The following is a 24,979-nucleotide window of genomic DNA, read 5'->3' on the forward strand; positions in this document are numbered from 1 at the left end:
ATGTCTGCCGAGATCACCGTCCTGAGCCAGGTGCAGAGCGCGCTCGGCCACCGGCTGGTGGTGGCGTCGGCGCGAGGGCTGTCGTGGTTCGGCGAGCACGGCGCCGGGTGGTTGGCGCTGGGGCTCGCGGGCGCGGCGGTGGATCGGGGGCGGCGGCGGGACTGGTTGGTGGCGACCGCCGGGGTCGCCGGGTCGCACGCGGTCGCCGTCGCGGTCAAGCGGGTGGTCCGGCGGCGGCGGCCGGACCACGAGTCGGTCGCCGTGCTGGTCGGGACGCCCAGCCGGCTGAGCTTCCCGTCCGCGCACGCCGTGTCGACCGCCGCCGCCGCGGTGCTGTTCTCCGGGCTCACCGGCCGGCGGCTGGAACCGGTGCTCGTGCCGCCCATGCTGGTGTCCCGGTTGGTGCTCGGCGTGCACTACCCCACCGACGTGGTGGCGGGCGCGGCGTTGGGCGCGGTGCTCGGCGGGCTCGTCCGCCGCCGGCTCGACGGCGGTGCGGCCGGATGAGCGGCGCCACCGCCACCCGACCCGCCGGCGCGGCCGTCGGGCTGCTCCACGCGGCCCGGCCGCACCAGTGGGTGAAGAACTTCCTCGTGCTGGCCGCGCCGTTCGCGGCGAACCGGCTGGGTGAGCGGGCCGTGCTGCTGGACACCGGGCTGGCCCTGGTCGCGTTCTGCCTCGCGGCTTCCGCGGTGTACCTCGTCAACGACGCGATCGACGTGGACGCCGACCGCGCGCACCCGACCAAGCGGCACCGCCCGATCGCGGCCGGCGCGGTCTCGGCGCGCACGGCGTGCGTCACGGCGGCGGCGCTGTTCGCCGCGGCCGTCGGTGTCGCCCTGTGCTCCGGCCCGCCGCTGGTCGTGGTGATCGGCGTCTACTGCGCCGCGCAACTGGGCTACTGCCTCGGGTGGAAGCACCAGCCGGTGATCGACCTGTGCATCGTCGCGTCGGGGTTCCTGCTGCGCGCCATCGCGGGCGGCATCGCGGCCGGCATCCCGTTGTCGCAGTGGTTCCTGCTGGTGACGGCGTTCGGCTCGCTGTTCATGGTGGCGGGCAAGAGGTACGCCGAGATCGTGCTGTTCGAGCGGACGGGCGCGGAGATCCGCGCGTCGCTGCGCCGCTACTCGGCCAGCTACCTGCGGTTCGTGTGGGCCACCGCCGCCGCGATCATGATCCTGGCCTACGCGCTGTGGGCGTTCGAGATGCGGGAGCGCGCCGACTACGACGCCGGCTGGGCGATGCTGTCGATCGTGCCGTTCGTGGTGGCGGTGCTGCGGTACGCGGTCGACGTGGACGACGGCGGCGCGGGCGAGCCCGAGCGCATCGCCCTGCGCGACCACGTGCTCCAGGTGATCGGGGCCTGCTGGGTGGTCTCGCTCGCGCTGTCGATCTACGCGTGACGGACGCGGCCGGGGCCGCCCCCCGCAGGAGGGACGGCCCCGGTCGTGGTGATCGGTGAAGAGGTGATCAGGCGGTGGGCGCCAGGTAGAGCAGGCGGTTCGGGGAACCGGTGCCCGGGCTGCCCACCACGCTCGGGGTGGCCTGACCGGTCAGGTAGCTGGCCACCTGGGCCGGGGTGGCCGACCGGTTGTTCTGCAGGTAGCGGGCCGCCGCGCCGGCGACGTGCGGCGTCGCCATCGAGGTGCCGCTGATGGTGTTGGTGGCCGAGTCGCTGGTGTTCCACGCCGAGGTGATCGACGTGCCGGGCGCGAAGATGTCCAGCACCGAGCCGTAGTTCGAGTAGCTGGCGCGGGCGTCGGTGTTGGTGGTCGCGCCCACCGTGATGGCGGCGGCGACGCGGGCCGGCGAGAAGCTGGACGCGTTGGCGTTGCTGTTGCCCGCCGCGATGGCGTAGGTGACGCCCGCCGAGATCGAGCGGCTGACGGCCGAGTCGATCGTGGTGGAGACGCCGCCGCCGAGGCTCATGTTCGCGACGGCCGGCTTGACGTGGTTGTTGGTCACCCAGTCGATGCCCTCGATCACGTCGGCGAGGGTGCCGCTGCCGGCGTTGTTCAGCACGCGCACGCCGTAGATCGTCGCGCCCTTGGCGACGCCGTACTGGCTGCCCGCGATGGTGCCGGCGACGTGCGTGCCGTGGCCGTTGCCGTCCTGGGCGACGCTGTCGTTGTCGACCGCGTCGTAGCCGTTGCGGGCCCGGCCGCCGAACGTGCTGTGGGAGATGCGGACGCCGGTGTCGATGACGTAGACGTTCACGCCCGTGCCGGTCGAGGTGTAGCTGTAGGACGAGTTCAGCGGCAGGTTGCGCTGGTCGATGCGGTCCAGGCCCCACGACGGCGGGTTGGTCTGCGTCGCCTGCGTGGTGAAGACCTGGTCCTGCTCGACGTACTCGACGGCCGGGTTGGCCGCGAGCCGCTTGGCCGCCTTCTCCGGCAGCGAGACGGCGAAGCCGTTCAACACGGTGCGGTACACGGTGTCGACCTGGCCGCCGTACTGGTTCGCCAGGCTCTGCGGGGACGCGGAGGCGCCGTCCTTGAGCTTGACGACGAAGTGGTTCTGGACCTTGTTCGCCGCGTCGGCGGCGCGGATCTCGCCCTCGGCGGCCTGCGCCGGGGCGGCCAACAGGGAGGACGCGGTGACGGCGAGCGCCGTGACCCCGACCCCGGCCAGGACCCGGACCTGTCGTGACTGTCGCATGCGGGATTCCGTTCTTGAACGGTGACCCCAACTCACCCCGAGGAGCTGTGCAGGGCTCGGGGGTGACGTTGGGCCACCTTGCCCTCGCTGACAGTCATCACCGTAGGCAACCGACGCGTTAACTCGGAAGTGTGAACATTTGCCAGTTGAGCGGTCACCGTCAATAAACCGCCTGACCTGCGTTTTCCCATAATCCGGGCGCGGTCGGGTGAGCGCGGCGCTACCGTCCGGACATGCGTTTGGAACCGGTCACCGAGGACAACTACCGGGCCGTCATCGGCCTGGAGGTCCACGAGGAGCAGCGGGCGTTCGTCGCGACGAACCTCAAGTCGATCGCGGACGCCTGGATCTACCGCCCGAAGCTGCAACCCCTTGCGCTGTACGGCGCAGCGGAGCTCGTCGGCTTCACCCTCCTGGAGCGCGACCGGCCCGAGGTGCTGCACATCGTCCGGTTCATGGTCGACCGACGCGCGCAGGGCCGCGGGCTGGGCCGCAAGGGCCTGGCCGCGATCGCCGACGTGGCGCGCGCCGAGGGCCGCACCGAGCTGGTGCTGAGCGTCGTGCCCGGCAACGCGGTGGCCCGCGGCCTGTACGCGGCGTTCGGCTTCACCGACACCGGCGAGGTGGACGGCGGCGAGCTCGTGATGCGCCACGAGCTCGCCCCGTCGACCCCGTCGGCTCACCTCGCCGACCAGTAGGTCACCGGACGGGCGACCAGTACAGCAGTCGGCCCCACGACAGCGGCGTCGCCTCGGAGACGACCGCCGAGTGCACCTGCGCGGGGGTGGCGGTCGGGTTGAGCTGGAGGAAGCGCAGCGTCACGCCGGTGACGTACGCGGTGGACAGCGACGTGCCGCTGAGCGTGTTCGTGGCGGTGTCGCCGGAGTTCCACGCCACGGTGACGCTCACGCCGGGCGCGTAGACGTCGACCACCGAGCCGTAGTTGGAGAACGTGGCGCGGGTGTCGGTCCTGGTGGTCGCGCCGGAGGTGAGCGCCTCCCGCACGCGGGCGGGCGAGAAGTTGGCCGCGTCGGCGTTGCTGCCGCCCGCCGTGACCGACGCCGTGACGCCCGCGGCGATCAGCCGGCGCACCGCGTCGTCCAGCGCGGTGGACGCGCCGCCGCCCAGGCTGAGGTTGGCCGAGGCGGGCTTGACGTGGTTGCGCGCCACCCAGTCGATGCCCGCCAGCACGCCCGCGGTCGTGCCGCTGCCGGAGCCGTTGAGCACCCGGACGCCGCACACCGCCGCCTGCTTCGCGACGCCGTTCACGCTGCCCGCGATGAGGGACGCGACGGCCGTGCCGTGGCCGTTGTCGTCCTGCGGCACGGTGTCGTTGTCGATCACGTCGTAGCCCGGGCACGTGCGGCCCGAGAACTCGGCGTGCGTGGTCCGGATGCCCGTGTCGATCACGTACGCGCGGGTGCGCAGCCCGGTCGAGGTGTAGCTGTAGCCGCCGTCGACGGGCAGCGCGCGCTGGTCGATCCGGTCGAGGCCGAACGGCGCGTTGGGCTGGGTGTTGTGCGCCCGCACGACCTGGTCCTGCTCGACGTAGGCCACCGCCGGGTCGGCGGCGAGCCGGCGGGCCTGCTTCGCGGTCAACGTCGCGGCGAAGCCGTGCAGCGACGGGAACTCGCGGGAGACCCGGCCGTCGAGCCGGGCGGCGACCGCGCCGGCGGCGGCCGTGTCCGCGAGCTTGACGATGTAGCTGCCGGGCACGGCGGTGGCCGAGCCGGCGTGCAGGACGGCGCCTTCCGCTTGGGCGGGCGCGGTGAGGGTGACGGCGGCGAGGGCGGCGACGCCCAGGCCGGACAGCAGTGTTCGCATGGCGGGTTCCTTCGCAGGGTGAGGAGGGCGGGCGGTCACTTCACGGGTGGTCGGGTGCTGCGCGGGCGGGCCGTCACCGGGTGGGCGACCAGTGCAGGATCCGGCCGCCCCACGGTTGCGGTTGCGGGCCGGTCAGCTCGGTGTGCACCAGGGCGGGTGGCGCGGCGGGAGCGGACTGGAGGTACCGGGCGGCGACGCCGGTGACGAACCCGGTCGCCATGGAGGTGCCGCTGAGCGTGTTCGTGGCGGTGTCGCCGGTGTGCCACGCCGACGTGATGCCGACGCCGGCCGCGTACAGGTCCACGCCCGCGCCGTAGTTCGAGAACGAGGCCCTGGCGTCGGTCTGCGCGTGGGCGCCCGACGTGATCGCCTCGGCGACCCGGGCGGGCGAGGTGCTGCCGACACCGGTGTTGCCGCCGCCCGCGGTGACCGACGCGGTGATGCCCGAGGCGATCAGCCGGCGCACCGCGTCGTCCAGCGCGGTGGACGCGCCGCCGCCGAGGCTGAAGTTCGCCACGGCGGGCCGGCTCGCGTTCAGCCGCACCCAGTCCACGCCCGCGATGACGCCGGCGACCGTGCCGCTGCCCTGGCCGTCGAGCACGCGCACGCCCGCCACCCGCGCGCCCTTCGCCACGCCGTGCGTGCGGCCGGCGATGATGCCCGCGACGTGCGTGCCGTGGCCGTTGTCGTCCTGGGCGACGGGGTCGTTGTCCACCGCGTCGTAGCCGTGCACGGCCCGGCCGCCGAACTCGACGTGCGTGACCCGGATGCCGGTGTCGATCACGTAGGCGGTGACGCCGGCGCCGGTGGTGGCGTAGCTGTAGGTGGTGTCCAGCGGCAGGACGGCCTGGTCGACGCGGTCCAGGCCCCACGGCGCGCCGGTCTGGGTGGTGTGCGCCCGCACGACCTGGTCCTGCTCGACGTAGGCCACCGCCGGGTCGGCGGCGAGCCGGCGGGCCTGCTCCGGGGTGAGCGTCGCGGCGAAGCCGCCGAACGCGGCGTACTCGCGGGTCACCCGCCCGGCGAGGCGGCTCGTCACGGCGCCGGCCGCGGCGAGGTCCGCGAGCTTGACGATGTAGCTGCCCGGCACGGCGGTGGCCGAGTCCGCGTGCAGGACGGCGCCCTCGGCGTACGAGGGCGCGGGGAGCAGGGTGAGGGTCAGCGCGGCCACGGCGACGCCCGGTAAGAGCTTTCGCATACGGCTTTCCTTTGCGGGGTAAGGGATCCCCGGCGCGGATCACGCGCGGGGCTGCCAGTGTGCCGAACCCGGCGCGGCGGAGGCCCGTCCGCGAGGCGGGTCGGTTCGGGGAACCACCGGCCGGGATCGTCGGCGCGAGATCGCCGGGACGGGACCGCACTACGGCGGAGAAGCGCGCGCGGCGAACTCGGACAACGTGATTGAGAAGCGATTCAACGCTGTGGAGAAAATACGGCCGAAGGGTCCGCTGAAACGAGAGGCGAGCGTCTCCGGGCCCACTGCGGAGAAGTTCTTCGGGATGACCGCGCATCGGTTGGGCCGGCGATCCGCGGCCGGGGCGGCGCGGGTCACCACCCCGGCGATCGGCGCGAGGTCCACCACCAGCGGCGACACCGGGCCGCGAGTATTGTCCCGACGGTCAACGTGAGCTTGGGCATAGGCGTTTCCGTCCTGGTCGCGAGCGGTCGCCGACACCCGGTCGGGCCAGGGGTCGGAGACCGCGATCACGCGGGGTGTGCCATGCGTCACCCCACGTACTCGAGGTTATGGGCCGGGTCGGGTACCGGGAAGCGACCGGATGCCCGAGCGCGGTGCGGCGATCGCGGTAGCGGACGCCTTCACACCCCCGCTCCCACCAGCTGTTAATGAGAATTCAAACATTCCACAGCCAACCGGATTTACGGTCCGTTTCGGTCAAATTCGGGGCGGGAAACCCGATCGGCTGTACCGCGCCGGCGATTTCGCACGATAACGTCGCTCGCCTTGTCCTTGGGAGAACGGAGCGAAGATGCCTACGCCAGTCGTCGGACCGGAATCGCGGACGCGCGATCCCCGACGGATCGAAGCGGGGGCCGACCCCTTCGCGGACGCATTGCGTGCGGCGATCCGCGCCAAAGGGCTCAGCCTGGAACGCATCCAGCACAAGCTGCGGGCGCGCGGCGTGGCGGTCAGCATCGCCGCGCTGAGCTACTGGCAGTCCGGCCGCAGGCGGCCGGAACGACCGGACTCGCTCACCGCCGTCAGCCACCTGGAGGAGATCCTGGACGTCGGCGCGGGCGGGTTGAGCTCCCTGCTCGGACCACCGCGGCCACGCGGCAAGGCCCGACCGCGCACCCGCGTGTCCGGCCCCGAGGGGTGGGTCGGCGAGAGCGACTACGCGACCATCGCGGAACTGCTGGCCGACGTCGACACCAGCACCGACCAGGACCTCACCCGGCTCAGCCTGCGCGACCAGGTGGAGCTCGCGATGGACGGCAGCACGCGCCGGGTGCGGTCGCGCCAGGTGCTGCGCGCCGAGCGCTCGGGCGTCGACCGGGTCCTGCTCGGCTACGACACCCGGCTGCCCGGCGACCCGCTGCCGGTCATCGGCACGCTGCGCTCGTGCAGACTCGGGCGGGTTTCCGCCGACCCGCGCAACGGCCTGATGGTCGCCGAACTGCTGCTCGACCGCCCGCTGCGCCGGGGCGAGCGGACGGCCGTCGAGTACGAGCTGATCCACGTGGCGCCGCACCACCCCACGTTCGACAACACGCACTCGCGGCGGTTCCGCCACCCCGTGCGCGAGTACGTCCTGGAGGTCCGGTACGACTCACGGTGCCGACCCGCGCGTTGTGAGCAGTTCACGACCGGTTTGACCGGTGAAGGACCGACCGACGTGCGCGAGACCCCGGTGGACACCTGGGGCTACGCGTACGCGGTCGCGCTGGACTTCGGTCCCGGCGTGGTCGGCCTGCGCTGGGAATGGACCTGACTCAGTAGGAGCGCGGCAACCTCAGCGTGTGCTGCGCCACGAAGTTGAGGATCATCTCCCGGCTGACCGGGGCGATGCGGGACAACCGGGACGCGGCCAGCATGGCGCCGAGTCCGTACTCGGACGACAGCCCGTTGCCGCCGTGGACCTGGATGGCCTGGTCCACCGCACCCGCCACCGCCTCCCCCGCCGCGTACTTGGCCATGTTGGCCGCCTCACCAGCAGCCCGGTCCTCCCCAGCGTCGTAGAGAGCCGCGGCCTTCTGGGTCATCAGCCTCGCCAGCTCGACCTGGATCGCGCACTGCGCCAACGGGTGCGCGATGCCCTGGTGCGCGCCGATCGGCGTGTCCCAGACCGTCCTGGTGCGGGCGTACTCGCTCGCCTGGTCGAGTGCGCGGCGGGCCATGCCGGTGGCGAAGGACGCCGCCATGATCCGCTCCGGGTTCAGCCCGGCGAACAGCTGGGCCAACCCCGCGTCCTCGGAGCCGACCAGCGCGTCCGCCGGCAGGCGCACGTCGTCGAAGAAGCAGGTGAACTGCTTCTCGGGCGAGAGCACCTCCATCGGGATGTGCTGGTAGGTGAAGCCGGGCGCGGTCGTCGGCACGATCATCAAGGAGGGGAGCAGCCGCTGGCCGGTGGCGTCGACGTGCCGGGCGACGACCATGACCGCCTCGACCTCGTCGACGCCGGAGATGTAGGACTTGCCGCCGCCGAGGACCCACTCGTCGCCGTCGCGGTGGACGGCGGTGGCGAGCTTGTGCGAGTTGGAGCCCGCGTCGGACTCGGTGATGGCGAAGGCCATCTTGGTGGTGCCGTCGGCGAACCCGGGCAGCCACCGCCGCTTCTGCTCGGCGGTGCCGAAGCGGGAGATGATCGTGGCGCAGATGGCGGGCGAGACGACCGTCAGCAGCAGCGGGCAGCCCGCCCTGGCCAGCTCCTCGCACACCGCGGCCAGGTCGCCGATCCCGCCGCCACCGCCGCCGTACTCCTCGGGCACGGCCACGCCGAGGTAGCCCAGCTCTCCCGCCTCGGCCCACAGCTCGTCGGTCTTCTCCCCCGCCTTGGCCTTGGCGGTGAAGTACTCGTGGCCGTACTTGCCGGCGAGGTCGGCGACGGCCCTGCGCAACGCCTGCCGCTCCTCGCTCTCGGTGAAGTTGATCGTCATGACCCGCCCGTCCTCCCGGTCGACCCCTCGCGCGGCTCTTCGGCCACCACCGCGAGCACGTCGCCCGCGTCGACCTGTTGCCCCGCCTGCACGAGCACTTCCGCGACCGCGCCGCCGGTGGTGGCGAGCACGCGGTGCTCCATCTTCATCGCTTCCAGCACCAGCAGCTCCGCGCCGGCCTCGACCCGTTGCCCCGGCTCGACGGCGACCCGCACCACCGTGCCGGGCATCGGCGCGACGGTCGCGCCCTCGGCGAGGGTGGCCCGCGGCTCCGGGAACCGGGGCCGCAGCTCGAGCGACACCGGACCCACCTCGACCCGGTCGCCGTACACCGCCACGGGGTACGTCGTGCGCACGCCGTCGCGCTCGAACGTCACCGCGTCCGGCGAAGCGGCGACGACCGCCAGGTCCAGGCTCGTCCGCACGCCCTCGCGGGTGTGCCGGTAGTCGACCTCGACCTGGTCGTCGCCGTGCGCGAACACTGCTCGCTGCGGCTGGGACGCGAGGTTGCGCCAGCCCGGCGGGAGGCTGGTGCGCCGCCGTTCGGCGAGCGCGAGGGCGGCGGCGAGCGCGGCGGGTCGGACGTCGACCGGTCCGGCGGCGGTGAGGCCGTGCTCGTCGAGGAACCCGGTGTGCGTGTCGCCCGCGCCGAACGCCGGGTGCCGCAGCGTGCGGACCAGCAGGTCGCGGTTGGTGACCAGGCCGTGCAGCTCGGCGCGGTCGAGGGCGGCGGCCAGCTTGCGGACCGCCGCGTGCCGGGTCGGCGCCCAGGCGATCACCTTGGCCAGCATGGGGTCGTAGTGCACGCCGACCTCGCTGCCGTCCTCCACGCCGCTGTCCACGCGCACGCCGCCCGGCACGGCGAACCGGTGCAGGGTGCCGCTCGCGGGCCGCCAGTCGTGCGCGGGGTCCTCCGCGTAGAGGCGGGCTTCGACGGCGTGGCCGTTCGGGGCGGGCGGTTCGGCGGGCAGGCGGGCGCCTTCGGCGACGGCGAGCTGCCAGGCGACCAGGTCGACGCCGAACACCTCCTCGGTGACCGGGTGCTCCACCTGCAGGCGGGTGTTGACCTCCAGGAAGTGGAACGAGCCGTCGTCGGTGAAGAGGAACTCCACCGTGCCCGCGCCGACGTACCCGATGGCCTCGGCGGCGCTGGTGGCGGCGGCGAACAGCCGCTCGCGGGCCTGCGGTGTCACGGCCGGGCTCGGCGTCTCCTCGATGATCTTCTGGTGGCGGCGCTGGATGGAGCACTCCCGCTCGCCCAGCGCCCACACCGTGCCGTGCGCGTCGGCGAGGATCTGCACCTCGACGTGCCGCGCGTGCTCCAGCAGGGGTTCGCAGAAGACGGTGCCGTCGCCGAACGCCGACTCGGCCTCGCGGCGGGCGGCGGCCACCTGCTCCGCCAGCTCGGACGCGGACCGCACCACGCGCATCCCGCGCCCGCCTCCGCCGGCGGAGGCCTTGACGAGCAGGGGGAACTCGTCGGCCGACCCGGGGTCGAGCTCGGGCAGCACCGGCACGCCCGCCGCCGCCAGCCTCTTCTTCGCCGCGACCTTCGACCCCATCGCGTCGATGACCTCGGGGTCGGGCCCGACCCACGTCAGCCCGGCGGCGACGACGGCGCGGGCGAAGGAGGCGTTCTCGGACAGGAACCCGTACCCGGGGTGCACCGCGTCCGCGCCGGCCGCGAGCGCGGCGGCCACCAGCAGGTCGGCGCGCAGGTAGGTGTCGGCCGGGGCCGCGCCGGGCAGCCGGACCGCCGCGTCCGCCTCCCGGACGTGCGGCGAGCGCTCGTCGGGGTCGGAGAACACGGCGACCGGCGAGATGCCGACCTCGCGGCACGTGCGGATCACCCGGCGGGCGATCTCGCCCCGGTTGGCGATCAACAGCTTGCGGATCATCGTGTCCCTCACATCCGGAAGACGCCGTAGCGGTCCGCGCCCTCGACCGGTCCGCTGTGGATGGCCGACAGGCACAGGCCCAGCACGGTGCGGGTGTCGCGGGGGTCGATCACGCCGTCGTCGTAGAGGCGGCCGGACAGGAAGGCGGCCAGGGACTGCTGCTCGATCTGGCCCTCGACCATCTCGCGCATGGCCGCGTCGTGCTCCTCGCGGTAGTCCTGGCCCTTCGCGGCGGCCGCCTGGCGGGCCACGATCGACAGCACCCCGGCCAGCTGCTTCGGGCCCATCACGGCCGACTTGGCGTTCGGCCAGGTGAACAGGAACCTCGGGTCGTAGGCCCGACCGCACATGCCGTAGTTGCCCGCGCCGTACGACGCGCCCATCACCACGGTCAGGTGGGGCACGCGGCTGTTCGACACGGCGTTGATCATCATCGCGCCGTGCTTGATGATCCCGCCCTGCTCGTACCGCGCGCCGACCATGTACCCGGTCGTGTTCTGCAGGAACAGCAGCGGCGTGTCGCTCGCGTTCGCCAGCTGGATGAACTGCGCGGCCTTCTGCGCCTCTTCGCTGAACAGCACGCCGCGCGCGTTGGCCAGCACCCCGATCGGGTACCCGTGCAGGTCGGCCCACCCCGTCACGAGGCTGCCGCCGTAGTCGGGCTTGAACTCGTCGAACCGCGACCCGTCCACGATCCGGGCGATCACCTCGCGCGGGTCGAACGGGACGCGCAGGTCCGCCGGCACCAGCCCGAGCAGGTCCTCCTCGTCGTGCCGCGGCGGCTCGACGGCCTTCGGCGCGGGACCGCGCTTGCGCCAGTTGAGCCGGGCCACCACGCGGCGGGTCAGCCGGAGCGCGTCCACCTCGTCCTCGGCCACGAAGTCGGCCAGCCCGGACGTCGTGCCGTGCATCCGCGCGCCGCCGAGCGACTCGTCGTCGGACTCCTCGCCCGTGGCCATCTTCACCAGCGGCGGCCCGCCGAGGAACACCTTCGAGCGGTCCTTGATCATCACCACGTAGTCCGACATGCCCGGCACGTACGCCCCGCCGGCGGTCGCGTTGCCGAACACCGCGCTGATCGTCGGGATGCCCGCCGCCGACAGCCGGGTCAGGTCCCGGAACGCCCGACCGCCCGGGATGAAGATCTCGCTCTGGCTCGGCAGGTCCGCGCCGCCGGACTCGACCAGCCCGATCAGCGGCAGCCGGTTCTGCAGGGCGATGTCGTTGGCCCGGAACGTCTTGCGCAACGTCCACGGGTTGCTCGCGCCGCCCCGCACGGTCGGGTCGTTGGCCACGATGACGCACTCGACGCCCTCGACCACCCCGATCCCGGTGACCACGCTCGCGCCCACGGGGTAGTCGGTGCCCCACGCGGCCAGCGGCGACAGCTCCAGGAACGGGCTGTCCGGGTCCACCAGCAGCTCGATCCGCTCGCGGGCCAGCAGCTTGCCGCGCCGGTGGTGCCGCTCGGTGTACTTCGGCCCGCCGCCCGCCAACGCCTTGGCCTGCTCGACGTCCAGCTCGGCGATCCGGGCCAGCAACGCCTCCCGGTTCTCGGCGTACCCCGGCGACCGGCGGTCCACCGCCGTGCGCAACACACTCATGCCGTGTACCCCAATCGCCGTGCCGCCAGCTCCGTCATCACCTCGGTCGCGCCGCCCCCGATGCCGAGGATCCGCGCGTCCCGGTAGTGCCGCTCGACCTCGACCCCGCGGAGGTAGCCCGCGCCGCCGTGCAGCTGCACCGCCGCGTCCACGACGAACGAGCACGCCTCCACGGCCGCGTTCTTCGCGAAGCACACCTGCGCCACGACCTCCTCGCCGGCCAGCACCTTCACCGCCACCTCCCGCGTGTACGCGCGGACGAGGTCGACGCGCTGCGCCATCTCCACCAGCCGGTGCCGGACCACCTGCCGCGCGATGAGCGGCTTGCCGAACGTCTCGCGCCGCCGCGCGTGGGTCAACGCCAGGTCGAGACACCGCTGGGCGGTGGCGTAGGCCTGCACGGCCAGCGAGATCCGCTCCACCTGGAACTGCCGCATGACCAGCGCGAACCCGGCGTGCTCGACGCCGACCAGGTTCGCCACCGGCACCCGGGCGTCCACGAAGGACAGCTCGGCGGTGTCGGAGCAGTGCCAGCCCATCTTCTCCAGCCGCCGGTCCACCGCGAACCCCGGCGTGCCCTTCTCGACCACCAGCAGGCTGATGCCCTGGTAGCCCGGCCCGCCGGTGCGCACGGCCGTCGTCACGAAGTCCGCCCGGCCACCCGAGGTGATGAACGCCTTCGTCCCGTTCACCACGTAGTGGTCACCGTCGCGACGGGCCGTGGTGCGCAGGGCCGCCACGTCCGAACCACCACCCGGTTCGGTGATGGCGAGCGCCCCGATCAGCTCGCCCGCCAACGTCGGCCGCACGAACCGGTCGATCAACGACGCGTCGCCGGAGTCCACGATGTGCGGCACCGCGATGCCGTGCGTGAGCAGCCCCGCGACCAGCCCGGACGACCCGCCGGCCTGGATCAGCTCCTCGGTGGCCACGACGGTGTCCAGCAGGTCGCCCGCGCCGCCGACGGCCTCGGGGAACCCGAGGCCGAGCAACCCGATCTCCGCCGCCGCGCGGTGCAGCGACCGGGGCAGCTCGCCGGCGCGCTCCCAGTCGGACAGGTGCGGCACGACCTCCCGCTCGGTGAACTTCCGCACCACCGCGCGCAGGTCACGCCGCTCGGGCGTGTCGAACAACTCCGACGTGGTCGTCACAGCAGCGCCTCCGGGATCTCCACGTGCCGGGAGCGCAGCCACTCGCCCAACCCCTTGGCCTGCGGGTCGAAGCGGGTGGACGACGCCACGCCGTCACCGAGCAGGCCGTGCAGCACGAAGTTCAGCGCGCGCAGGTTCGGCAGCTCGTGCCGGTCGACCTCGCCCGCCTCCGGCAGCAGCTCCTTCAGCCGTTCGACGGTGAGTTCCGCCCGCAGCCACTCGTACTGCGCGTCCGTGCGGACCCACACGCCGAGGTTGGCGTCACCGCCCTTGTCCCCCGAGCGCGCTCCGGCGACCAGACCCAGTGGAATTCTCTTCGGGGAAACCTTCTTCGGGGAAACGCTCATACCTCGACCACCTTCCCGTCCGGCAGCACGGCCCGGTGCGGCACCGACGACCGCGGCACGTACGCGGCCCGGTAGACGCCGAACGGCGTGCCGTCGCCGGGCGGCGCGGTGACGTGGAACCCGGGGTACGACGCCAGCGCCAGCTCGATCCCCGCCCGCGAGAACGCCTTGGCCCGCTTCGGGTCCGCCGTCTTGACGGTCACGTGCAGCAGCGCGCTCGCCGTCTCCTCGGTGGCCGCGTCGGCGTGATCGGTCCGGGCCAGCGTCCACGTCAGGTCCGCGGGCCCGATCGCCGACTCCAGCTGGCGCCGGACCAGGTCCGCCTTGGCCTCGACGTCCAGCCCGGTCAGCACGAACGTGGTGGAGTTGCGGAACCCGCCCAGGGCGTTGAGGCAGACCTTGAGCGTGTCCGGCGGCGCGGAGCCCCTCACCCCCGAGATCCGCACGCCCCGCTCGTGCGGGTCGAGCCGGATCGTGTCGAAGTGGCTGACCACGTCCGGTCCGAGGTAGGCGGGCGCGCCGATCTCGTAGAGCAGCTGCGCGGTGACGGTGTCGACGGTGACCGCGCCGCCCGTGCCGTCGTGCTTGGTGATGAGCGACGAGCCGTCCGCCTCGACCTCCGCGATCGGGAAACCGGGCCTGGCCGCGTCGATCGAGGTGAAGAACGAGTAGTTGCCGCCGGTGGCCTGCGTGCCGCACTCCAGCACGTGGCCGGCGACCGTCGCGCCCGCCAGCGCGTCGAAGTCCTCCCGACCCCAGCCGAAGTGCGCGGCGGCCGGCCCGACGACCAGCGACGCGTCGGTGACCCGGCCGGTGACCACGACGTCCGCCCCGGCGGCCAGGCACTCGGCGATGCCCCACGCGCCGAGGTAGGCGTTGGCGGTCAACGCCTCCGGGAACCGCTCGCGCACGTCGTCGCCGGTCACGTGGGCGACCTTCGCGCCGAGCCCGAGCCGGTCGATCGCCTCGGCCAGCCCCTCCGGGTTCAGCCCGCCCGCGTTGGAGACGATCTTGACGCCCCGGGCCAGCGCGTCGGCCAGGTTCTCCTCCAGCTGGCGCAGGAACGTGCGGGCGTAGCCGAGGTGGGCGTCCTTCACGCGGTCGCGGCCCAGGATGAGCATGGTGAGCTCGGCCAGGTAGTCGCCGGTGAGGACGTCGAGTTCGCCGCCGGTCAGCATCTCGCGGACGGCGGAGAACCGGTCGCCGTAGAAGCCCGAGGCGTTGCCGATGCGGATCACGGCCGCCGCCGGGGAGCACGGCCCGTGCCGGGAGCGCCGGCGAACGCCTGCGCGATCGGCGCCCAGGCGCCCGCGGCCTCGCCGACCACGGTGACGTCCAGGTCGTCGCGGTGCCGCCGCTGGGTGGCGAGCAGGCAGAAGTCCAGGGCGGGACCGGTGATCCGGTCCTGGGCGTCCTCCGGGCCCCACGTCCACGCCTCGCCGTCCGGCGCGACCAGCTCCACCCGGACCGGGACCCGCGGCGCGGTCAGCCCGTTGACCACGAACGACCAGCCGAACGTGCGGACCGCGATGTGCGCGACGTGCCTGAGGCGGTGGGTGGGCTCGCGGGTGACGCCGAGCGCGTCGGCCACGTCCTGGCCGTGCGCCCACGTCTCCATCAGCCGGGCGGTGGCCATGGACGTCGCGCTCATCGGCGGACCGAACCACGGCATCTTGACGCCCGGCGGCAGCGCCGCGAGGGCTTCGGCCAGCTCGACGCGGCCCGCCAGCCACTGCGCCAGCGTGACCGGCTCCCGCGCGCCCTCGTCCACCGCGTCCGGACTGGCGCCCCTCAACGCCTCGGCGAAGGCCCCCGGGTCGCGGGCGGCGAGCGCGGCCACCCGGTCGGTCCAGCGCAGGTGGCTGATCTGGTTGGCGATCGTCCACCCCTCGGCGGGCGTCGGGACGGTCCAGTCGTCGAGCGGCGCGACCAGGTCGTCCAGCACCCGGCTCTCGGCCCGCAGGTCGTCCAGGAGTTCGGTGATCACGGTGCCTGCCCTTCGAGGAGTTCCTCCAGCACCCGCGCCCAGTGCCGGACGATGCGGCTGCGCCGCTTGCCGTCGTCGGTGAGCTGGTTGGCCAGCGCGAGGCCGCGCACCAGGTCCAGGGTGAGCTGCACCGTCTCCCGGACGCCCGGCTTGGCCTCGTCGGCGCCCAGCAGCTCGACGGCGAGGCGGTGCGTCTCGCGGCCGAGGCGGACCTCCAGCGGCACCACCACGGTCTTGAGGTCGGGGTCGGTGCGCGCGGCGACCCACAGCTCCAGCGCGGCGGTGAACAGGTCGCTGGCGTAGAAGTCGGCGATCAGCTCGACCACGGCGACCGTGCTGCCGTTGACCCGGCTCGCGCGCTCCTTCAGGTCGAGGACGCTCTCCGCGCCGAGGTGCTCGACCGCGGCGGCGACCAGCTCGCCGCGGGTGCGGAAGTGGTGCAGCTGGGCGCCGCGGGACACGCCGGCGCGTTCGGCCACCTCGGTCGTCGTCGTGCCCGCCCAGCCGCGCTCGACCAGGCACTCGACCGTGGCCTCCATGAGCTTGCGCCGGGTCTCGCGGCTGCGGTCGGCCTGGCGCCTGGTGTCCCGCTGCCCGGTTTCGGTGGACATGCGGCCGAGTGTCGCGCCCCAACTAACAAACAGTCAAGACTGATTGTTAGTTGGGCGACGAACGCGCCCGCCCCGGACCGGTCCGGGGCGGGCGCGGCGTGGGCACTCCCCTCCCGACTACCAGCCGCCCTGGACCATGGTCTGGAACAGCCACGTGCCGCCGGTCTTCACCAGCAGGTCGCCGTACCGCACGACCTGGGAGAACTCACCGGCGGTGATGGTCGCGTCGGTGATCACGAACACCAGGTCCGCGGTGACGAACACCGGGGTCCGGACCGACTCCATCCGCACGTCGCCGTCGCCGAGCGTGGCCCCCATGTCGGCGAGGAACCGCGCCCGGTCCCACGACTGCGCCGACCCGTCGGTCACCGCGTTGACCGGGAACAGCGCCATGTCGGCCATCGCCTCGACGTCCTTGGCCTCGGCCAGGGCGTCCCACTTCTCGAACCACGCGAGCACGCCCGCCACGTCTTCGTCGGTCGGCACGAACCCCGCTCCACTACCCGGCACAGCACTCATGTCGTACATTGTACCGTACGCTGTACGGCGACGACCGCGCTCAACCGCCGAGAGGCGTTCACGGGAGTGGCGGCGCAGGTCAGGCGGGCCAGGCGGCCAGGGCGAGGTCGACCATCCGGTGCAGCCGCTCGGCGTCGACGCCGTCCGCCGCCTGCACCGAGATCCCCTGCGCGACCAGCACCACGAACTTCGCCAGGTCCGCCGCGTCCGCCCCGGCGGGGAGGTCGCCCTCGGCCTGGGCCCGCGCGAAGCGGTCCCGGAGCCCGGCCTCGCCGTCGCGCCGCCAGTCGGCGAGCCGCTCGCGGGTCGCCTCGGCGTCCGCGCCCATGGCGAGACCGCCTTGCAGGCTCAGGCAACCGGCGGGACAGCCGGGCGTGGTCGACACCTCGACCGCCCCGCGCAACATGCGCTCGGCGGCGGCCCGGGCGGTCGGCCGGTCGAGCGCGTCCCGCACGTGGACCGCCTTGCGGTCGGTGTAGTGCTGCAACGCCTTGCGGAACAGCGATTCCTTGTTGCCGAAGGCCGCGTACAGGCTGGGGCGGTTGATGCCCATCGCCTCGGTCAGGTCCGACAGGGCCGCGCCCTCGTAGCCGCGCCGCCAGAAGACGCGCACGGCCTGGTCCAGTGCCTCGTCGACGTCGAACTCACGCGGACGACCGCCGGCCATCGACCCATCACCTCGCTCCAGCCCTTGTCCGCACGGTACTCGATCGGGCCTGGTGAGGGCCGCCACACGTTCTTGACCGTTCGGTACAAAACCCCAATTGTGTACCTCATGGTAAATAACTTGGGCAGGCTGGCCGGACGGCGTGCGCTCGTCACCGGCGGCACGCGGGGCATCGGTGCGGGGATCGTGCGGAAACTGGCCGCCGAGGGCGCGGTCGTGCTGACCACGGCCCGTTCGGCCGGCGACGCGGAACTGCCGGCAGGGGTGCTCTTCACCACCGCGGACGCGGCCGACCCGGACTCCGCGCCGCGACTGGCCGACGAGGCGGTCAGGCAGCTCGGCGGGGTGGACATCCTGGTGGACAACGCCGGCGGCGGTCAGGCGAAGCCCGGCGGCTACGGCGACATCGACGACAAGGCGTGGCAGGAGGTCCTGGAGACGAACCTGCTCGGCGCGGTCCGGCTCGACCGCGCGATCCTGCCGGGGATGGTCGAGCGCGGCTCGGGCGTGATCATCCACATCTCGTCGTCCTCCGCGCACGTGCCCGTCGGCCCGCTGCTGCACTACTCGGCCGCCAAGGCGGCGCTGTCGAACTACAGCAAGGGACTGGCCGAGCAGGTGGCCGCCCGGGGCGTGCGGGTGAACCGGGTCTCCCCCGGCATGACCGAGACCTCGGCGGTGGCCGCGGTGATCGGCGACCTCGCCGCGAGCGCGAGCGGCGACCACGACGCCGCCCGCGCCGCGTTGGTCGAGCTGATCGGCGGCATCCCGATGGGTCGCACCGGCACGCCGGAGGACATCGCCAACCTGGTGGCGTTCCTGGTGTCCGACGAGGCGTCCTGGATCACCGGGGCGGACTACGTCATCGACGGCGGCACCCTCAAGGCCGCGTAGCCGGCGTTCGGCCGGCCCTCGACGGTCCGACCCCGGCGGCTCGTCCTCGGCGGCTCCCCTGCGGCGGTTCCCCCGCGGCGGTGCCGGCAGCGGTCCGAACAGCGGTGCCGCGGTGATCGGCCGCCTTGTTCGATGGGTGCGGGCCGACGAGGGCCGACGAGGAGGTCGCAGTGGCGGTGTCGCGGCGGGACGTGTTGCGGTGGACGGGCGCGGCGGTGGCCGCGGGCGGCGCGGTGGCCGCGGGCGGCGCACCGGCGGCGGCAGCCGGGCCCGGGAGGTGGGCGCGGTTGCGCGCCCACCTGGCCGGCGAGCTGCTGCTCCCCGGCGACGGCGGCTACGACGCCGCGCGGCTGCCGTTCAACTCGCTGTTCGACCACCACAGGCCGGCCGCGATCGCCCGCTGCGTGCGCGTGGAGGACGTGCAGCGGTGCCTGGAGGAGGCCCGGCGCGGCGGGGTCCGGGTGGCGGCGCGCGGCGGCGGGCACAGCTACGCCGCCTACTCGACCCCGCACGACGGCCTGGTGGTCGACCTCGGGCCGATGAACGGCGTCGAGGTGCGGTCCGACGGCACCGCCGTGATCGGCGCGGGCGCACGCCTCGGCGACGTCTACGCGGCGCTGGCGGCGGCCGGCCGGTGCCTGCCGCTGGGCAACTGCCCGTCGGTCGGCATCGCCGGCCTCACCCTGGGCGGCGGCCTCGGCTGGGTGGACCGCGCGTACGGCCTCACGTGCGACTGGCTGCGGGCCGCCCGCGTGGTCACCGTCGACAGCCGCCGGGTCACCGCCTCGGCGGACCGCGAACCCGACCTGTTCTGGGCGTTGTGCGGAGGCGGTGGCGGCAACTTCGGCGTGGTCACGTCCTTCGAGTTCGCCACCGCGCCCGCGCCGGAGGTGCTCACCGTGTTCCGGCTGCGGTTCCCGGCCGGGTCGGCGGCCGACGTGCTCGGCGCGTGGCAGCCGTGGAGCGCCGGCGCGCCCGACCACGTGTCCAGCACCTGCGTGGTCCTGCCCGACGGGTCGGTCGACCTCACCGGCTGCTCGACCGGACCAGGAGGACCGCTGCTCGCGGAACTGGCCCGCCTGGGCCTGGACGCGCCGCTCGAGCACGCCGAGGTCGACTACCCGACCGCGACGGCGATCATGACCCAGGGCCACCCGCCCCGCAACGCCTTCCGCGCGTCCTCACGCATCGCGGACGGCCTGTGGGACGACCCGGCGGCCGTGGCCGGCACGGTGCGGGACAAGGACAGCGCGCTGCTCATCGTGGGCGCGCTCGGTGGCGCGATCGACCGGCTCGGCCCCACCGACACGGCCTACCCCCACCGCGGCGCGCCGACGTCCGTCGAGGTCTTCGGCACCGTCGGCGACCTGCCGCCCGAGCAGGTCACCCGGGAGGTGGACGACGCGCAGGCGGAGCTGGCGGGCCTGATCGGCGCCGGCACCTACATCAACTACCTGGACCCGGAGCAGGAGGACTGGGCGGAGACGGCCTACCGGCACAACCTGCCCCGGCTGCGCGCCGTCGCCCGCCGCTACGACCCGGACCGCGTGCTGCGGTTCCCGCAGGCGGTCAGAGGGCGTTGATCCCGACGCTGCCCAGGCGTCGGACGGGCGCGCCGCGCTTCGCCACCGCCAGCATCGCCCGACCGAGCTGCTCGGTGGTCGTGGTGTGCCCGGGCAGCAGTCGGGACAGCACCGGGTACAGCCGCCGCGCCACCGCGTACAGGCCCCGGTACCAGCGGACCTTCGACTTGACGCCGTGCAGCGGCTGGATGAAGCCGGGCCGGAACGCGTACCCCTGCAGCGGCAGGGCGATCACGTCGTCCTCGGTGCGGCCCTTGACCCTCGCCCACCTGGCGCGGCCGTGCGGGTCGGTGCCCGCGCCGGAGACGTAGACGAACGTCGACCCCGGGTTCACCTCGGCGAGCGCGCGGGCGGCGGCCAGCGTGTAGTCGTAGGTGATGTGCTCGTACTCGCCCGGCGGCCTGCCGACGGACGACACGCCCAGGCAGTAGAAGCACGCGTCGTAACCGGTGAGCCGGTCGGCCACCCCGGTGAAGTCGGTGAAGTCCCGGTGGGCCAGCTCGGTCAGCTTCGGGTCGGACACGCCGGTGCCGCCGCGGCCCACCGCGAGCACGGCCGTCACGTCCGGGTCGAGCAGGCACTCGCGCAGCACGCCCTGCCCCACCATGCCGGTGGCGCCGAACACGATCACCTTCATGCGGCGAGCGTAGCTCTAGAGGAGGGTCAGCTGCTCCTGCACGACCGGGGCGGTCGGGGTCGAGGCGGGCAGGCTGCCTTCGGGCCACACGCCCTCGTCGTCGCCCGGCACGCCGACCGCGTCGCGGCCGCCGCGCGCGTCCAGGCCGTGCCGCCGCAGCAACGGCTGGAGGCGCTCCGCCAGCCACCGCCGGTACCGGACGTCCACATAGGACCCGCGCGCGTACAGCCGCCGGTAGACGTCGACCAGGTCCGGCCGCTCGCGCGCCAGCCACCGGGCGAACCACTCGCGCGCGCCCGGCCGCAGGTGCAGCGGCAGGACCGTCACGCCCGTGGCGCCCGCCTCGGCGATCGAGGCCAGCAGCTCGTCCAGCTGCTCCACCGAGTCGGTCAGCCGGGGCAGCACGGGCGCGACGAACACCCCGCACGGCAACCCGGCGTCCCGGACGCGGCGCACCAGCTCCAGCCTCGCCTGCGGGCTGGGCGTGCCCGGTTCCAACCCGGACTGCAGCTCGCGGTCCAGCAACGCCAACGACACCCCGATGCCCACCGGCACCGAGGTCGCCGCCCGCGCCAACAGCGGGATGTCCCGCGACAGCACCGTCCCCTTGGTGAGGATCGAGAACGGCGTGCCGGAGTCGGCCAGCGCCCGGATGATGCCCGGCATCAACGCGTACCGGCCCTCGGCCCGCTGGTACGGGTCGGTGTTCGTGCCCATCGCCACGTGCTCGCGCCGCCACCGCTTGGACCGCAACTGGCCTTCGAGCACCGCGACCGCGTTGACCTTCACCACGACCTGGGTGTCGAAGTCGTGCCCGGCGTCGAGGTCGAGGTAGGTGTGCGTGTTGCGGGCGAAGCAGTTGTGGCTGACCAGGCCGTTGGCCACGAAGTCGCCGGTGCCGGTGGTGATGTCGTACAACGTCCGCGTCACGCCCAGCGACTCCACCGACACCACCGCCAGGTCGGGCGTCGCGGGCACCGCCACGCCCTCCACGGCGTTGCCGCGCGGGACCGCCGGGCCGACCAGGTGCAGGAACCGCAACCGCTCGGCCAGCCCGCCGGTGATCCGCACCCCGCGCACCTCGACCACGTGCGGCACGCGCAGCCGCATCAGCGCCAGCACCGCCGCCTCGAACACCGCGCTGTCCGAACTGGACATCACCAGCTCGCCGCCGCTGGAGCTGCCCCGCCCGTCGAACAGGCCCGCCAGGAAGCCCTTCGACCACTCCTCCCCCGGCTCGACCGGTCGGTCCACCAGCTCGCTCTCGCGCGGCACCCCGCCGCCGGCGAAGTCGCGCACGCGGCGCAGCACGTCCGGGTCGCTGGGCAGGCCGCCGCGCACCGCGCCCCACAGGTAGCCCACGCGGTACTCCCCGCCCTGCGCGGGCGGCGTGGCGAACCGGCCCGTCCCGACCAGCCGGGAACCCTTGACCAGGAACGGCCGCTCCTCGAAGTCGTCACACCGGCCGGGTGTGACGTGCTTCCAGCCCTCGTCGGTGAGGAACCGGTGGTCGCCGCCCGCCACGACCTGCGTGCCGTCGCTCAACGTGACCCGGTAGGCGGGCTTGGAGGTCTTCCAGTGCGCCTGCACGCGGGTCACCGCGAACCGGCCCTGCGACGTGCCGAACACCTCCTCGCCGACGGCCAGGTCGGCGATGGGCTTGGTGCGGCCGTTCGCCAGCAGCACCGGCGTGTCACCCGTCAGGCAGTACGTGCAACCGTGCGTGCACCCTCGGTAAGGATTGACCGTCCAGCCGAACGGGAGACCGCCGCCAGGCACTTTGTTGAGCACGGACTTGGCGTTCACCTCGTGGAACACGACGTCGGCGAAGTCGGGAGTTCGTACGCTGCGCACCAGCCCCGGCAACCCCGGCAGAGCCTGCTGCCGGTCCGCCCCGTCCTTCTGCCCGTCCCATCGCATGTCCACATTCGAACACGTGTTCGAACAACGGTCAATCGGAGTGCCCGTGTCTGTGCTGGACGTCATCCTGTGGCCCTTCAACAACGCCGCGTTCACCTTCGCCGGCGCCCCCACGAGCTGGGGCGAGGTGGCCGGTTTCGTGACCGGCGCGCTCTGCGTCTGGCTGGTGGCCCGGCAGAACGCGCTCAACTGGCCGATCGGCATCCTCAACAACCTCGCCTTCCTCGTGTTGTTCGCGACCAGCGGCCTCTACGCGGACTCCGGCCTCCAGGTCGTCTACGTGGTGCTCGCGCTGTACGGCTGGTGGGCCTGGCTGCGCGGCGGCGTCGAGCACACCCCGCTGCCGGTCAGCCGGACCACGCGCGAGCAGTGGTGGTGGCTGCTCGCGGCCGGCGTGGCGGGCACCCTGCTGCTGGTGTGGGTGCTCACCTCGGTCAGCAACTCGACCGTGCCGTGGGCGGACTCCGTGACCACCGTGCTCTCCCTGCTGGCCACGTGGGGCCAGACCCGCAAGAAGGTCGAGTGCTGGTGGCTGTGGATCGCCGCGGACGTGATCTACGTTCCTTTGTACGCCTACAAAGACCTGTGGCTGACCGCGATCCTCTACGTCGGCTTCATGGCTCTGTGCGTGCTCGGCCTGCACAACTGGACGAAGGCGTTGCGCCAGGACGAGTCGGTGCCCGCGTGACCGACTTCGACCACGCGCTGGTGCTCGGCAAGTTCTACCCCCCGCACGCCGGCCACCACCATCTCATCCGCACGGCCGCCGCGCGGAGCCGACGCACGACCGTGACCGTGTTGGCATCGGGCGCGGAGTCCATTCCGGTCGCCGACCGCGTGTCGTGGCTGCGCGCCGAGCACGCGGGCACGCCCGGTCTCGTCGTGCTCGGCGACGTGGACGACCACGAGATGGACTTCCACAGCGACGCGGTGTGGGAACTGCACATGGGCGTGGCGCGGGCGGTGCTCGCGCGGCGGGCCATCCTGGACGGCGACCCGGCGTCCGCGGCGGTCGACGCGGTGTTCTCCAGCGAGCGCTACGGCGACGAGATGGCCAAGCGGCTGGGCGCCCGGCACGTGCTGGTGGACCTCGACCGCGGCGCCGTTCCCGTGTCGGGGACGGCGGTGCGGGCCGATCCGCGCGGGCAGTGGGGCCGGCTCGGGCGGGCCACCCAGGTCGGGCTGTGCGCGCGGATCGTGGTGGTAGGGGCCGAGAGCACGGGCACGACGACGCTGTCGCGGCAGTTGGCGGAGGCGTTGGGCGCACCGTGGGTGCCCGAGTACGGGCGGGAGCACACCGAGCTGAAGCTGGCCGCCGCACGGGCGTTCGACCCCGGCGCGGGCATCGACGGTCTGGTGTGGACGGTCGGCGACTTCCAGGACGTGGCGCGCAGGCAGCAGGAGCTGGCCGACGCGGCGGTCGACGGGCCGATCCTGGTGTGCGACAACGACTCGTGGGCGGCGACCGTGTGGGGCCACCGGTACCTCGGCGCGCCGCGCACGGACATCGCGCCGGACGCCCACCGGCCCGCCCTGTACCTGCTGACCGATCACGTCGGCGTGCCGTTCGAGCAGGACGGGTGGCGGGACGGTGAGCACCTGCGGCCGTGGATGACGGACCTGTTCCGGGTCGGGTTGGCGGGGAGGGGCGTGCCGTGGCGGCTGGTGACGGGGTCGCCGGAGCAGCGGCTGCGGCAGGCGCTGGCGGCGTGCGAGGAAGCGGTGGCGGCGCACTTCCGGTTCGCTGATCCTCTGACGCCGGTGACGTGAGGCGGTGGGCGAGGTGGGCGGTGGGCGAGGTGGGGTGGCGCGGGATTCCGCTCAGATGGTGGTGAGGACTTGGTCCAGGGACTTGCGGACCAGGTTCGGCACCACGCAGTCGTCGGCCGGGTAGCCGATCGGGATCACCGCGAACGCCTTCTCGTTGCGCGGGCGGCCCAGCACGTCGCCGAGGAACTTCATCGGCGACGGCGTGTGGGTCAGCGCGGCGAGCCCGGACAGGTGCAGGGCGGTCAGCAGCATCCCGACCGCGATGCCGACCGACTCGTCCACGTAGTAGTGCTTGCGCCGGCCCCCGCCGGGCTCCAGGTAGTACCGCTGCTGGAACACGACGACCAGCTCCGGCGCGTCGGTCAGGTGCGGCTTGACGTCGTCGGTGCCGAGCGGGCGCAGCGCGTCCAGCCACTCGTCGCCGAGCCTGCCCCCGTAGGAGACGCGTTCCTCGTGCTCGGCGGCCTCGCGGATGCGGCGACGCACCGCGGGGTCCTTGACGAGCACGAACGTCCAGGGTTGCTGGTGGGCGCCGCTGGGCGCGGTGGAGGCGACCTCGATGGCGTCGCGCACCACCTGGTCGGGAACCGGGTCGGAGGAGAACATGCGCACCGTGCGGCGGTCCCTCATGCGGGCACGCAGGTCGGCGGCCGTGCGCAGGGACTCGTCGACCGGCATCCTGGCCGGTCGGTACGGGACCGGCTCGAAGGACCGGCCGTGGATGGGTGTCCAGTTCGTGGTCACGCGGCGAGCGTGGCACCCACGAGGTCCCGGTTGAAGGGTTCGCCCCGAAATT

The 24,979-nt window shown here is 73.3% G+C and carries 23 protein-coding genes and 1 pseudogene; 8 read left to right on the forward strand and 16 right to left on the reverse strand.

Going from position 1 to position 24,979, the window contains the following annotated elements:
• Together EDD40_RS10745 and EDD40_RS10750 are read left to right on the forward strand one after the other, a co-directional pair.
• On the forward strand, positions 1–507 hold the full coding sequence (locus EDD40_RS10745; protein WP_123742777.1) for a phosphatase PAP2 family protein: 507 nt from the start codon (positions 1–3) through the stop codon (positions 505–507).
• Positions 504–1,403 (forward strand): decaprenyl-phosphate phosphoribosyltransferase, encoded by a 900-nt coding sequence (locus EDD40_RS10750; protein ID WP_123742778.1) that lies wholly within the window; start codon positions 504–506, stop codon positions 1,401–1,403. The genes EDD40_RS10745 and EDD40_RS10750 overlap by 4 nt, the downstream gene beginning before the upstream one ends.
• A 67-nt stretch (positions 1,404–1,470) precedes the next feature.
• On the opposite strand, the gene EDD40_RS10755 is transcribed toward EDD40_RS10750, so the two are convergent.
• Positions 1,471–2,658, reverse strand: coding sequence for a S8 family peptidase (locus tag EDD40_RS10755; RefSeq protein ID WP_123742779.1), 1,188 nt, complete (start codon positions 2,656–2,658; stop codon positions 1,471–1,473).
• A gap of 233 nt (positions 2,659–2,891) precedes the next feature.
• On the opposite strand from EDD40_RS10755, the gene EDD40_RS10760 reads away from it, so the two are divergent.
• Positions 2,892–3,356 (forward strand): GNAT family N-acetyltransferase, encoded by a 465-nt coding sequence (locus tag EDD40_RS10760; protein WP_123742780.1) that lies wholly within the window; start codon positions 2,892–2,894, stop codon positions 3,354–3,356.
• A 1-nt stretch (position 3,357) separates the two neighbouring features.
• Here the strand turns inward: EDD40_RS10760 and EDD40_RS10765 are convergent, their stop codons facing one another.
• The 3 genes from EDD40_RS10765 to EDD40_RS40980 form a co-directional block, all read right to left on the reverse strand.
• Positions 3,358–4,482 (reverse strand): S8 family peptidase, encoded by a 1,125-nt coding sequence (locus tag EDD40_RS10765; RefSeq protein WP_123742781.1) that lies wholly within the window; start codon positions 4,480–4,482, stop codon positions 3,358–3,360.
• A gap of 73 nt (positions 4,483–4,555) precedes the next feature.
• A complete protein-coding gene (locus EDD40_RS10770; protein WP_123742782.1) occupies positions 4,556–5,680 on the reverse strand; it encodes a S8 family peptidase in 1,125 nt (374 codons plus the stop codon).
• Positions 5,681–5,839: 159 nt separating this feature from the next.
• Positions 5,840–6,187 carry a hypothetical protein gene (locus EDD40_RS40980; RefSeq protein ID WP_148088756.1) on the reverse strand — a complete coding sequence of 116 codons (348 nt, stop codon included), beginning with the start codon at positions 6,185–6,187 and terminating at the stop codon, positions 5,840–5,842.
• A gap of 280 nt (positions 6,188–6,467) precedes the next feature.
• Between EDD40_RS40980 and EDD40_RS10775 the strand changes: the two genes are divergently transcribed.
• Complete coding sequence (locus tag EDD40_RS10775) at positions 6,468–7,430, forward strand: hypothetical protein (RefSeq protein ID WP_123742783.1); 963 nt, start codon at positions 6,468–6,470, stop codon at positions 7,428–7,430.
• A gap of 1 nt (position 7,431) precedes the next feature.
• On the opposite strand, the gene EDD40_RS10780 is transcribed toward EDD40_RS10775, so the two are convergent.
• The 9 genes and pseudogenes from EDD40_RS10780 to EDD40_RS10820 form a co-directional block, all read right to left on the reverse strand.
• The gene (locus tag EDD40_RS10780; protein WP_123747932.1) at positions 7,432–8,589 is read right to left on the reverse strand and encodes an acyl-CoA dehydrogenase family protein; all 1,158 of its coding nucleotides are present in this window, start codon (positions 8,587–8,589) and stop codon (positions 7,432–7,434) included.
• 2 nt (positions 8,590–8,591) lie between these two features.
• The gene (locus EDD40_RS10785; RefSeq protein WP_123747931.1) at positions 8,592–10,493 is read right to left on the reverse strand and encodes an acetyl/propionyl/methylcrotonyl-CoA carboxylase subunit alpha; all 1,902 of its coding nucleotides are present in this window, start codon (positions 10,491–10,493) and stop codon (positions 8,592–8,594) included.
• An 8-nt stretch (positions 10,494–10,501) separates the two neighbouring features.
• The gene (locus EDD40_RS10790) at positions 10,502–12,097 is read right to left on the reverse strand and encodes an acyl-CoA carboxylase subunit beta (RefSeq protein ID WP_123742784.1); all 1,596 of its coding nucleotides are present in this window, start codon (positions 12,095–12,097) and stop codon (positions 10,502–10,504) included.
• Positions 12,094–13,248 carry an acyl-CoA dehydrogenase family protein gene (locus EDD40_RS10795; protein WP_123742785.1) on the reverse strand — a complete coding sequence of 385 codons (1,155 nt, stop codon included), beginning with the start codon at positions 13,246–13,248 and terminating at the stop codon, positions 12,094–12,096. The genes EDD40_RS10790 and EDD40_RS10795 overlap by 4 nt, the downstream gene beginning before the upstream one ends.
• Positions 13,245–14,773: pseudogene (locus EDD40_RS10800) on the reverse strand (acyclic terpene utilization AtuA family protein). Before EDD40_RS10800 ends, EDD40_RS10795 begins: the two are co-directional and overlap by 4 nt.
• A 56-nt stretch (positions 14,774–14,829) precedes the next feature.
• Complete coding sequence (locus tag EDD40_RS10805) at positions 14,830–15,582, reverse strand: TIGR03084 family metal-binding protein (protein ID WP_123742786.1); 753 nt, start codon at positions 15,580–15,582, stop codon at positions 14,830–14,832.
• Positions 15,579–16,193 carry a TetR/AcrR family transcriptional regulator gene (locus EDD40_RS10810; protein ID WP_123742787.1) on the reverse strand — a complete coding sequence of 205 codons (615 nt, stop codon included), beginning with the start codon at positions 16,191–16,193 and terminating at the stop codon, positions 15,579–15,581. Before EDD40_RS10810 ends, EDD40_RS10805 begins: the two co-directional genes overlap by 4 nt.
• Positions 16,194–16,310: 117 nt before the next feature.
• Positions 16,311–16,712, reverse strand: a complete 402-nt coding sequence (locus EDD40_RS10815) for a nuclear transport factor 2 family protein (RefSeq protein WP_211348138.1) — start codon at positions 16,710–16,712, stop codon at positions 16,311–16,313.
• A gap of 79 nt (positions 16,713–16,791) precedes the next feature.
• Entirely contained in the window at positions 16,792–17,379 is a 588-nt protein-coding gene (locus EDD40_RS10820; protein ID WP_123742789.1) for a TetR/AcrR family transcriptional regulator, read from the reverse strand.
• A gap of 108 nt (positions 17,380–17,487) precedes the next feature.
• Between EDD40_RS10820 and EDD40_RS10825 the strand changes: the two genes are divergently transcribed.
• Both EDD40_RS10825 and EDD40_RS10830 read left to right on the forward strand, forming a co-directional pair.
• Entirely contained in the window at positions 17,488–18,273 is a 786-nt protein-coding gene (locus EDD40_RS10825; protein WP_123747933.1) for an SDR family oxidoreductase, read from the forward strand.
• Between the two features lie 170 nt (positions 18,274–18,443).
• Complete coding sequence (locus tag EDD40_RS10830; protein WP_246037592.1) at positions 18,444–19,856, forward strand: FAD-binding oxidoreductase; 1,413 nt, start codon at positions 18,444–18,446, stop codon at positions 19,854–19,856.
• On the opposite strand, the gene EDD40_RS10835 is transcribed toward EDD40_RS10830, so the two are convergent.
• Both EDD40_RS10835 and EDD40_RS10840 read right to left on the reverse strand, forming a co-directional pair.
• Entirely contained in the window at positions 19,843–20,493 is a 651-nt protein-coding gene (locus EDD40_RS10835) for an NAD-dependent epimerase/dehydratase family protein (protein ID WP_123742790.1), read from the reverse strand. The two genes, EDD40_RS10830 and EDD40_RS10835, sit on opposite strands and share 14 nt — an antisense overlap.
• 15 nt (positions 20,494–20,508) lie before the next feature.
• On the reverse strand, positions 20,509–22,413 hold the full coding sequence (locus EDD40_RS10840; RefSeq protein ID WP_211348139.1) for an intein-containing Rv2578c family radical SAM protein: 1,905 nt from the start codon (positions 22,411–22,413) through the stop codon (positions 20,509–20,511).
• A 46-nt stretch (positions 22,414–22,459) separates the two neighbouring features.
• Between EDD40_RS10840 and pnuC the strand changes: the two genes are divergently transcribed.
• Together pnuC and EDD40_RS10850 are read left to right on the forward strand one after the other, a co-directional pair.
• Positions 22,460–23,101 (forward strand): nicotinamide riboside transporter PnuC, encoded by a 642-nt coding sequence (gene pnuC, locus EDD40_RS10845; protein ID WP_211348140.1) that lies wholly within the window; start codon positions 22,460–22,462, stop codon positions 23,099–23,101.
• Positions 23,098–24,183, forward strand: a complete 1,086-nt coding sequence (locus EDD40_RS10850) for an AAA family ATPase (RefSeq protein ID WP_123742791.1) — start codon at positions 23,098–23,100, stop codon at positions 24,181–24,183. Before pnuC ends, EDD40_RS10850 begins: the two co-directional genes overlap by 4 nt.
• 51 nt (positions 24,184–24,234) lie before the next feature.
• Here EDD40_RS10850 and EDD40_RS10855 read toward each other — a convergent pair whose 3' ends face one another.
• On the reverse strand, positions 24,235–24,861 hold the full coding sequence (locus EDD40_RS10855; RefSeq protein WP_246038309.1) for a nitroreductase family protein: 627 nt from the start codon (positions 24,859–24,861) through the stop codon (positions 24,235–24,237).
• Positions 24,862–24,979 lie beyond the last annotated feature (118 nt).

The sequence above is a fragment of the Saccharothrix texasensis genome (genome assembly GCF_003752005.1).
Classification (GTDB): Bacteria; Actinomycetota; Actinomycetes; order Mycobacteriales; family Pseudonocardiaceae; genus Actinosynnema; species Actinosynnema texasense.

What these genes read in the sequence shown, in the direction of transcription:
- EDD40_RS10745 (WP_123742777.1), top strand. Translation starts at nt 1, where the DNA reads ATGTCTGCCGAGATCACCGTCCTGAGCCAGGTGCAGAGCGCGCTCGGC.
- EDD40_RS10750 (WP_123742778.1), top strand. Translation starts at nt 504, where the DNA reads ATGAGCGGCGCCACCGCCACCCGACCCGCCGGCGCGGCCGTCGGGCTG.
- EDD40_RS10755 (WP_123742779.1), bottom strand. Translation starts at nt 2,658, where the DNA reads ATGCGACAGTCACGACAGGTCCGGGTCCTGGCCGGGGTCGGGGTCACG.
- EDD40_RS10760 (WP_123742780.1), top strand. Translation starts at nt 2,892, where the DNA reads ATGCGTTTGGAACCGGTCACCGAGGACAACTACCGGGCCGTCATCGGC.
- EDD40_RS10765 (WP_123742781.1), bottom strand. Translation starts at nt 4,482, where the DNA reads ATGCGAACACTGCTGTCCGGCCTGGGCGTCGCCGCCCTCGCCGCCGTC.
- EDD40_RS10770 (WP_123742782.1), bottom strand. Translation starts at nt 5,680, where the DNA reads ATGCGAAAGCTCTTACCGGGCGTCGCCGTGGCCGCGCTGACCCTCACC.
- EDD40_RS10775 (WP_123742783.1), top strand. Translation starts at nt 6,468, where the DNA reads ATGCCTACGCCAGTCGTCGGACCGGAATCGCGGACGCGCGATCCCCGA.
- EDD40_RS10785 (WP_123747931.1), bottom strand. Translation starts at nt 10,493, where the DNA reads ATGATCCGCAAGCTGTTGATCGCCAACCGGGGCGAGATCGCCCGCCGG.
- EDD40_RS10790 (WP_123742784.1), bottom strand. Translation starts at nt 12,097, where the DNA reads ATGAGTGTGTTGCGCACGGCGGTGGACCGCCGGTCGCCGGGGTACGCC.
- EDD40_RS10810 (WP_123742787.1), bottom strand. Translation starts at nt 16,193, where the DNA reads ATGTCCACCGAAACCGGGCAGCGGGACACCAGGCGCCAGGCCGACCGC.
- EDD40_RS10815 (WP_211348138.1), bottom strand. Translation starts at nt 16,712, where the DNA reads ATGAGTGCTGTGCCGGGTAGTGGAGCGGGGTTCGTGCCGACCGACGAA.
- EDD40_RS10820 (WP_123742789.1), bottom strand. Translation starts at nt 17,379, where the DNA reads ATGGCCGGCGGTCGTCCGCGTGAGTTCGACGTCGACGAGGCACTGGAC.
- EDD40_RS10825 (WP_123747933.1), top strand. Translation starts at nt 17,488, where the DNA reads ATGGTAAATAACTTGGGCAGGCTGGCCGGACGGCGTGCGCTCGTCACC.
- EDD40_RS10835 (WP_123742790.1), bottom strand. Translation starts at nt 20,493, where the DNA reads ATGAAGGTGATCGTGTTCGGCGCCACCGGCATGGTGGGGCAGGGCGTG.
- EDD40_RS10840 (WP_211348139.1), bottom strand. Translation starts at nt 22,413, where the DNA reads ATGCGATGGGACGGGCAGAAGGACGGGGCGGACCGGCAGCAGGCTCTG.
- EDD40_RS10855 (WP_246038309.1), bottom strand. Translation starts at nt 24,861, where the DNA reads ATGCCGGTCGACGAGTCCCTGCGCACGGCCGCCGACCTGCGTGCCCGC.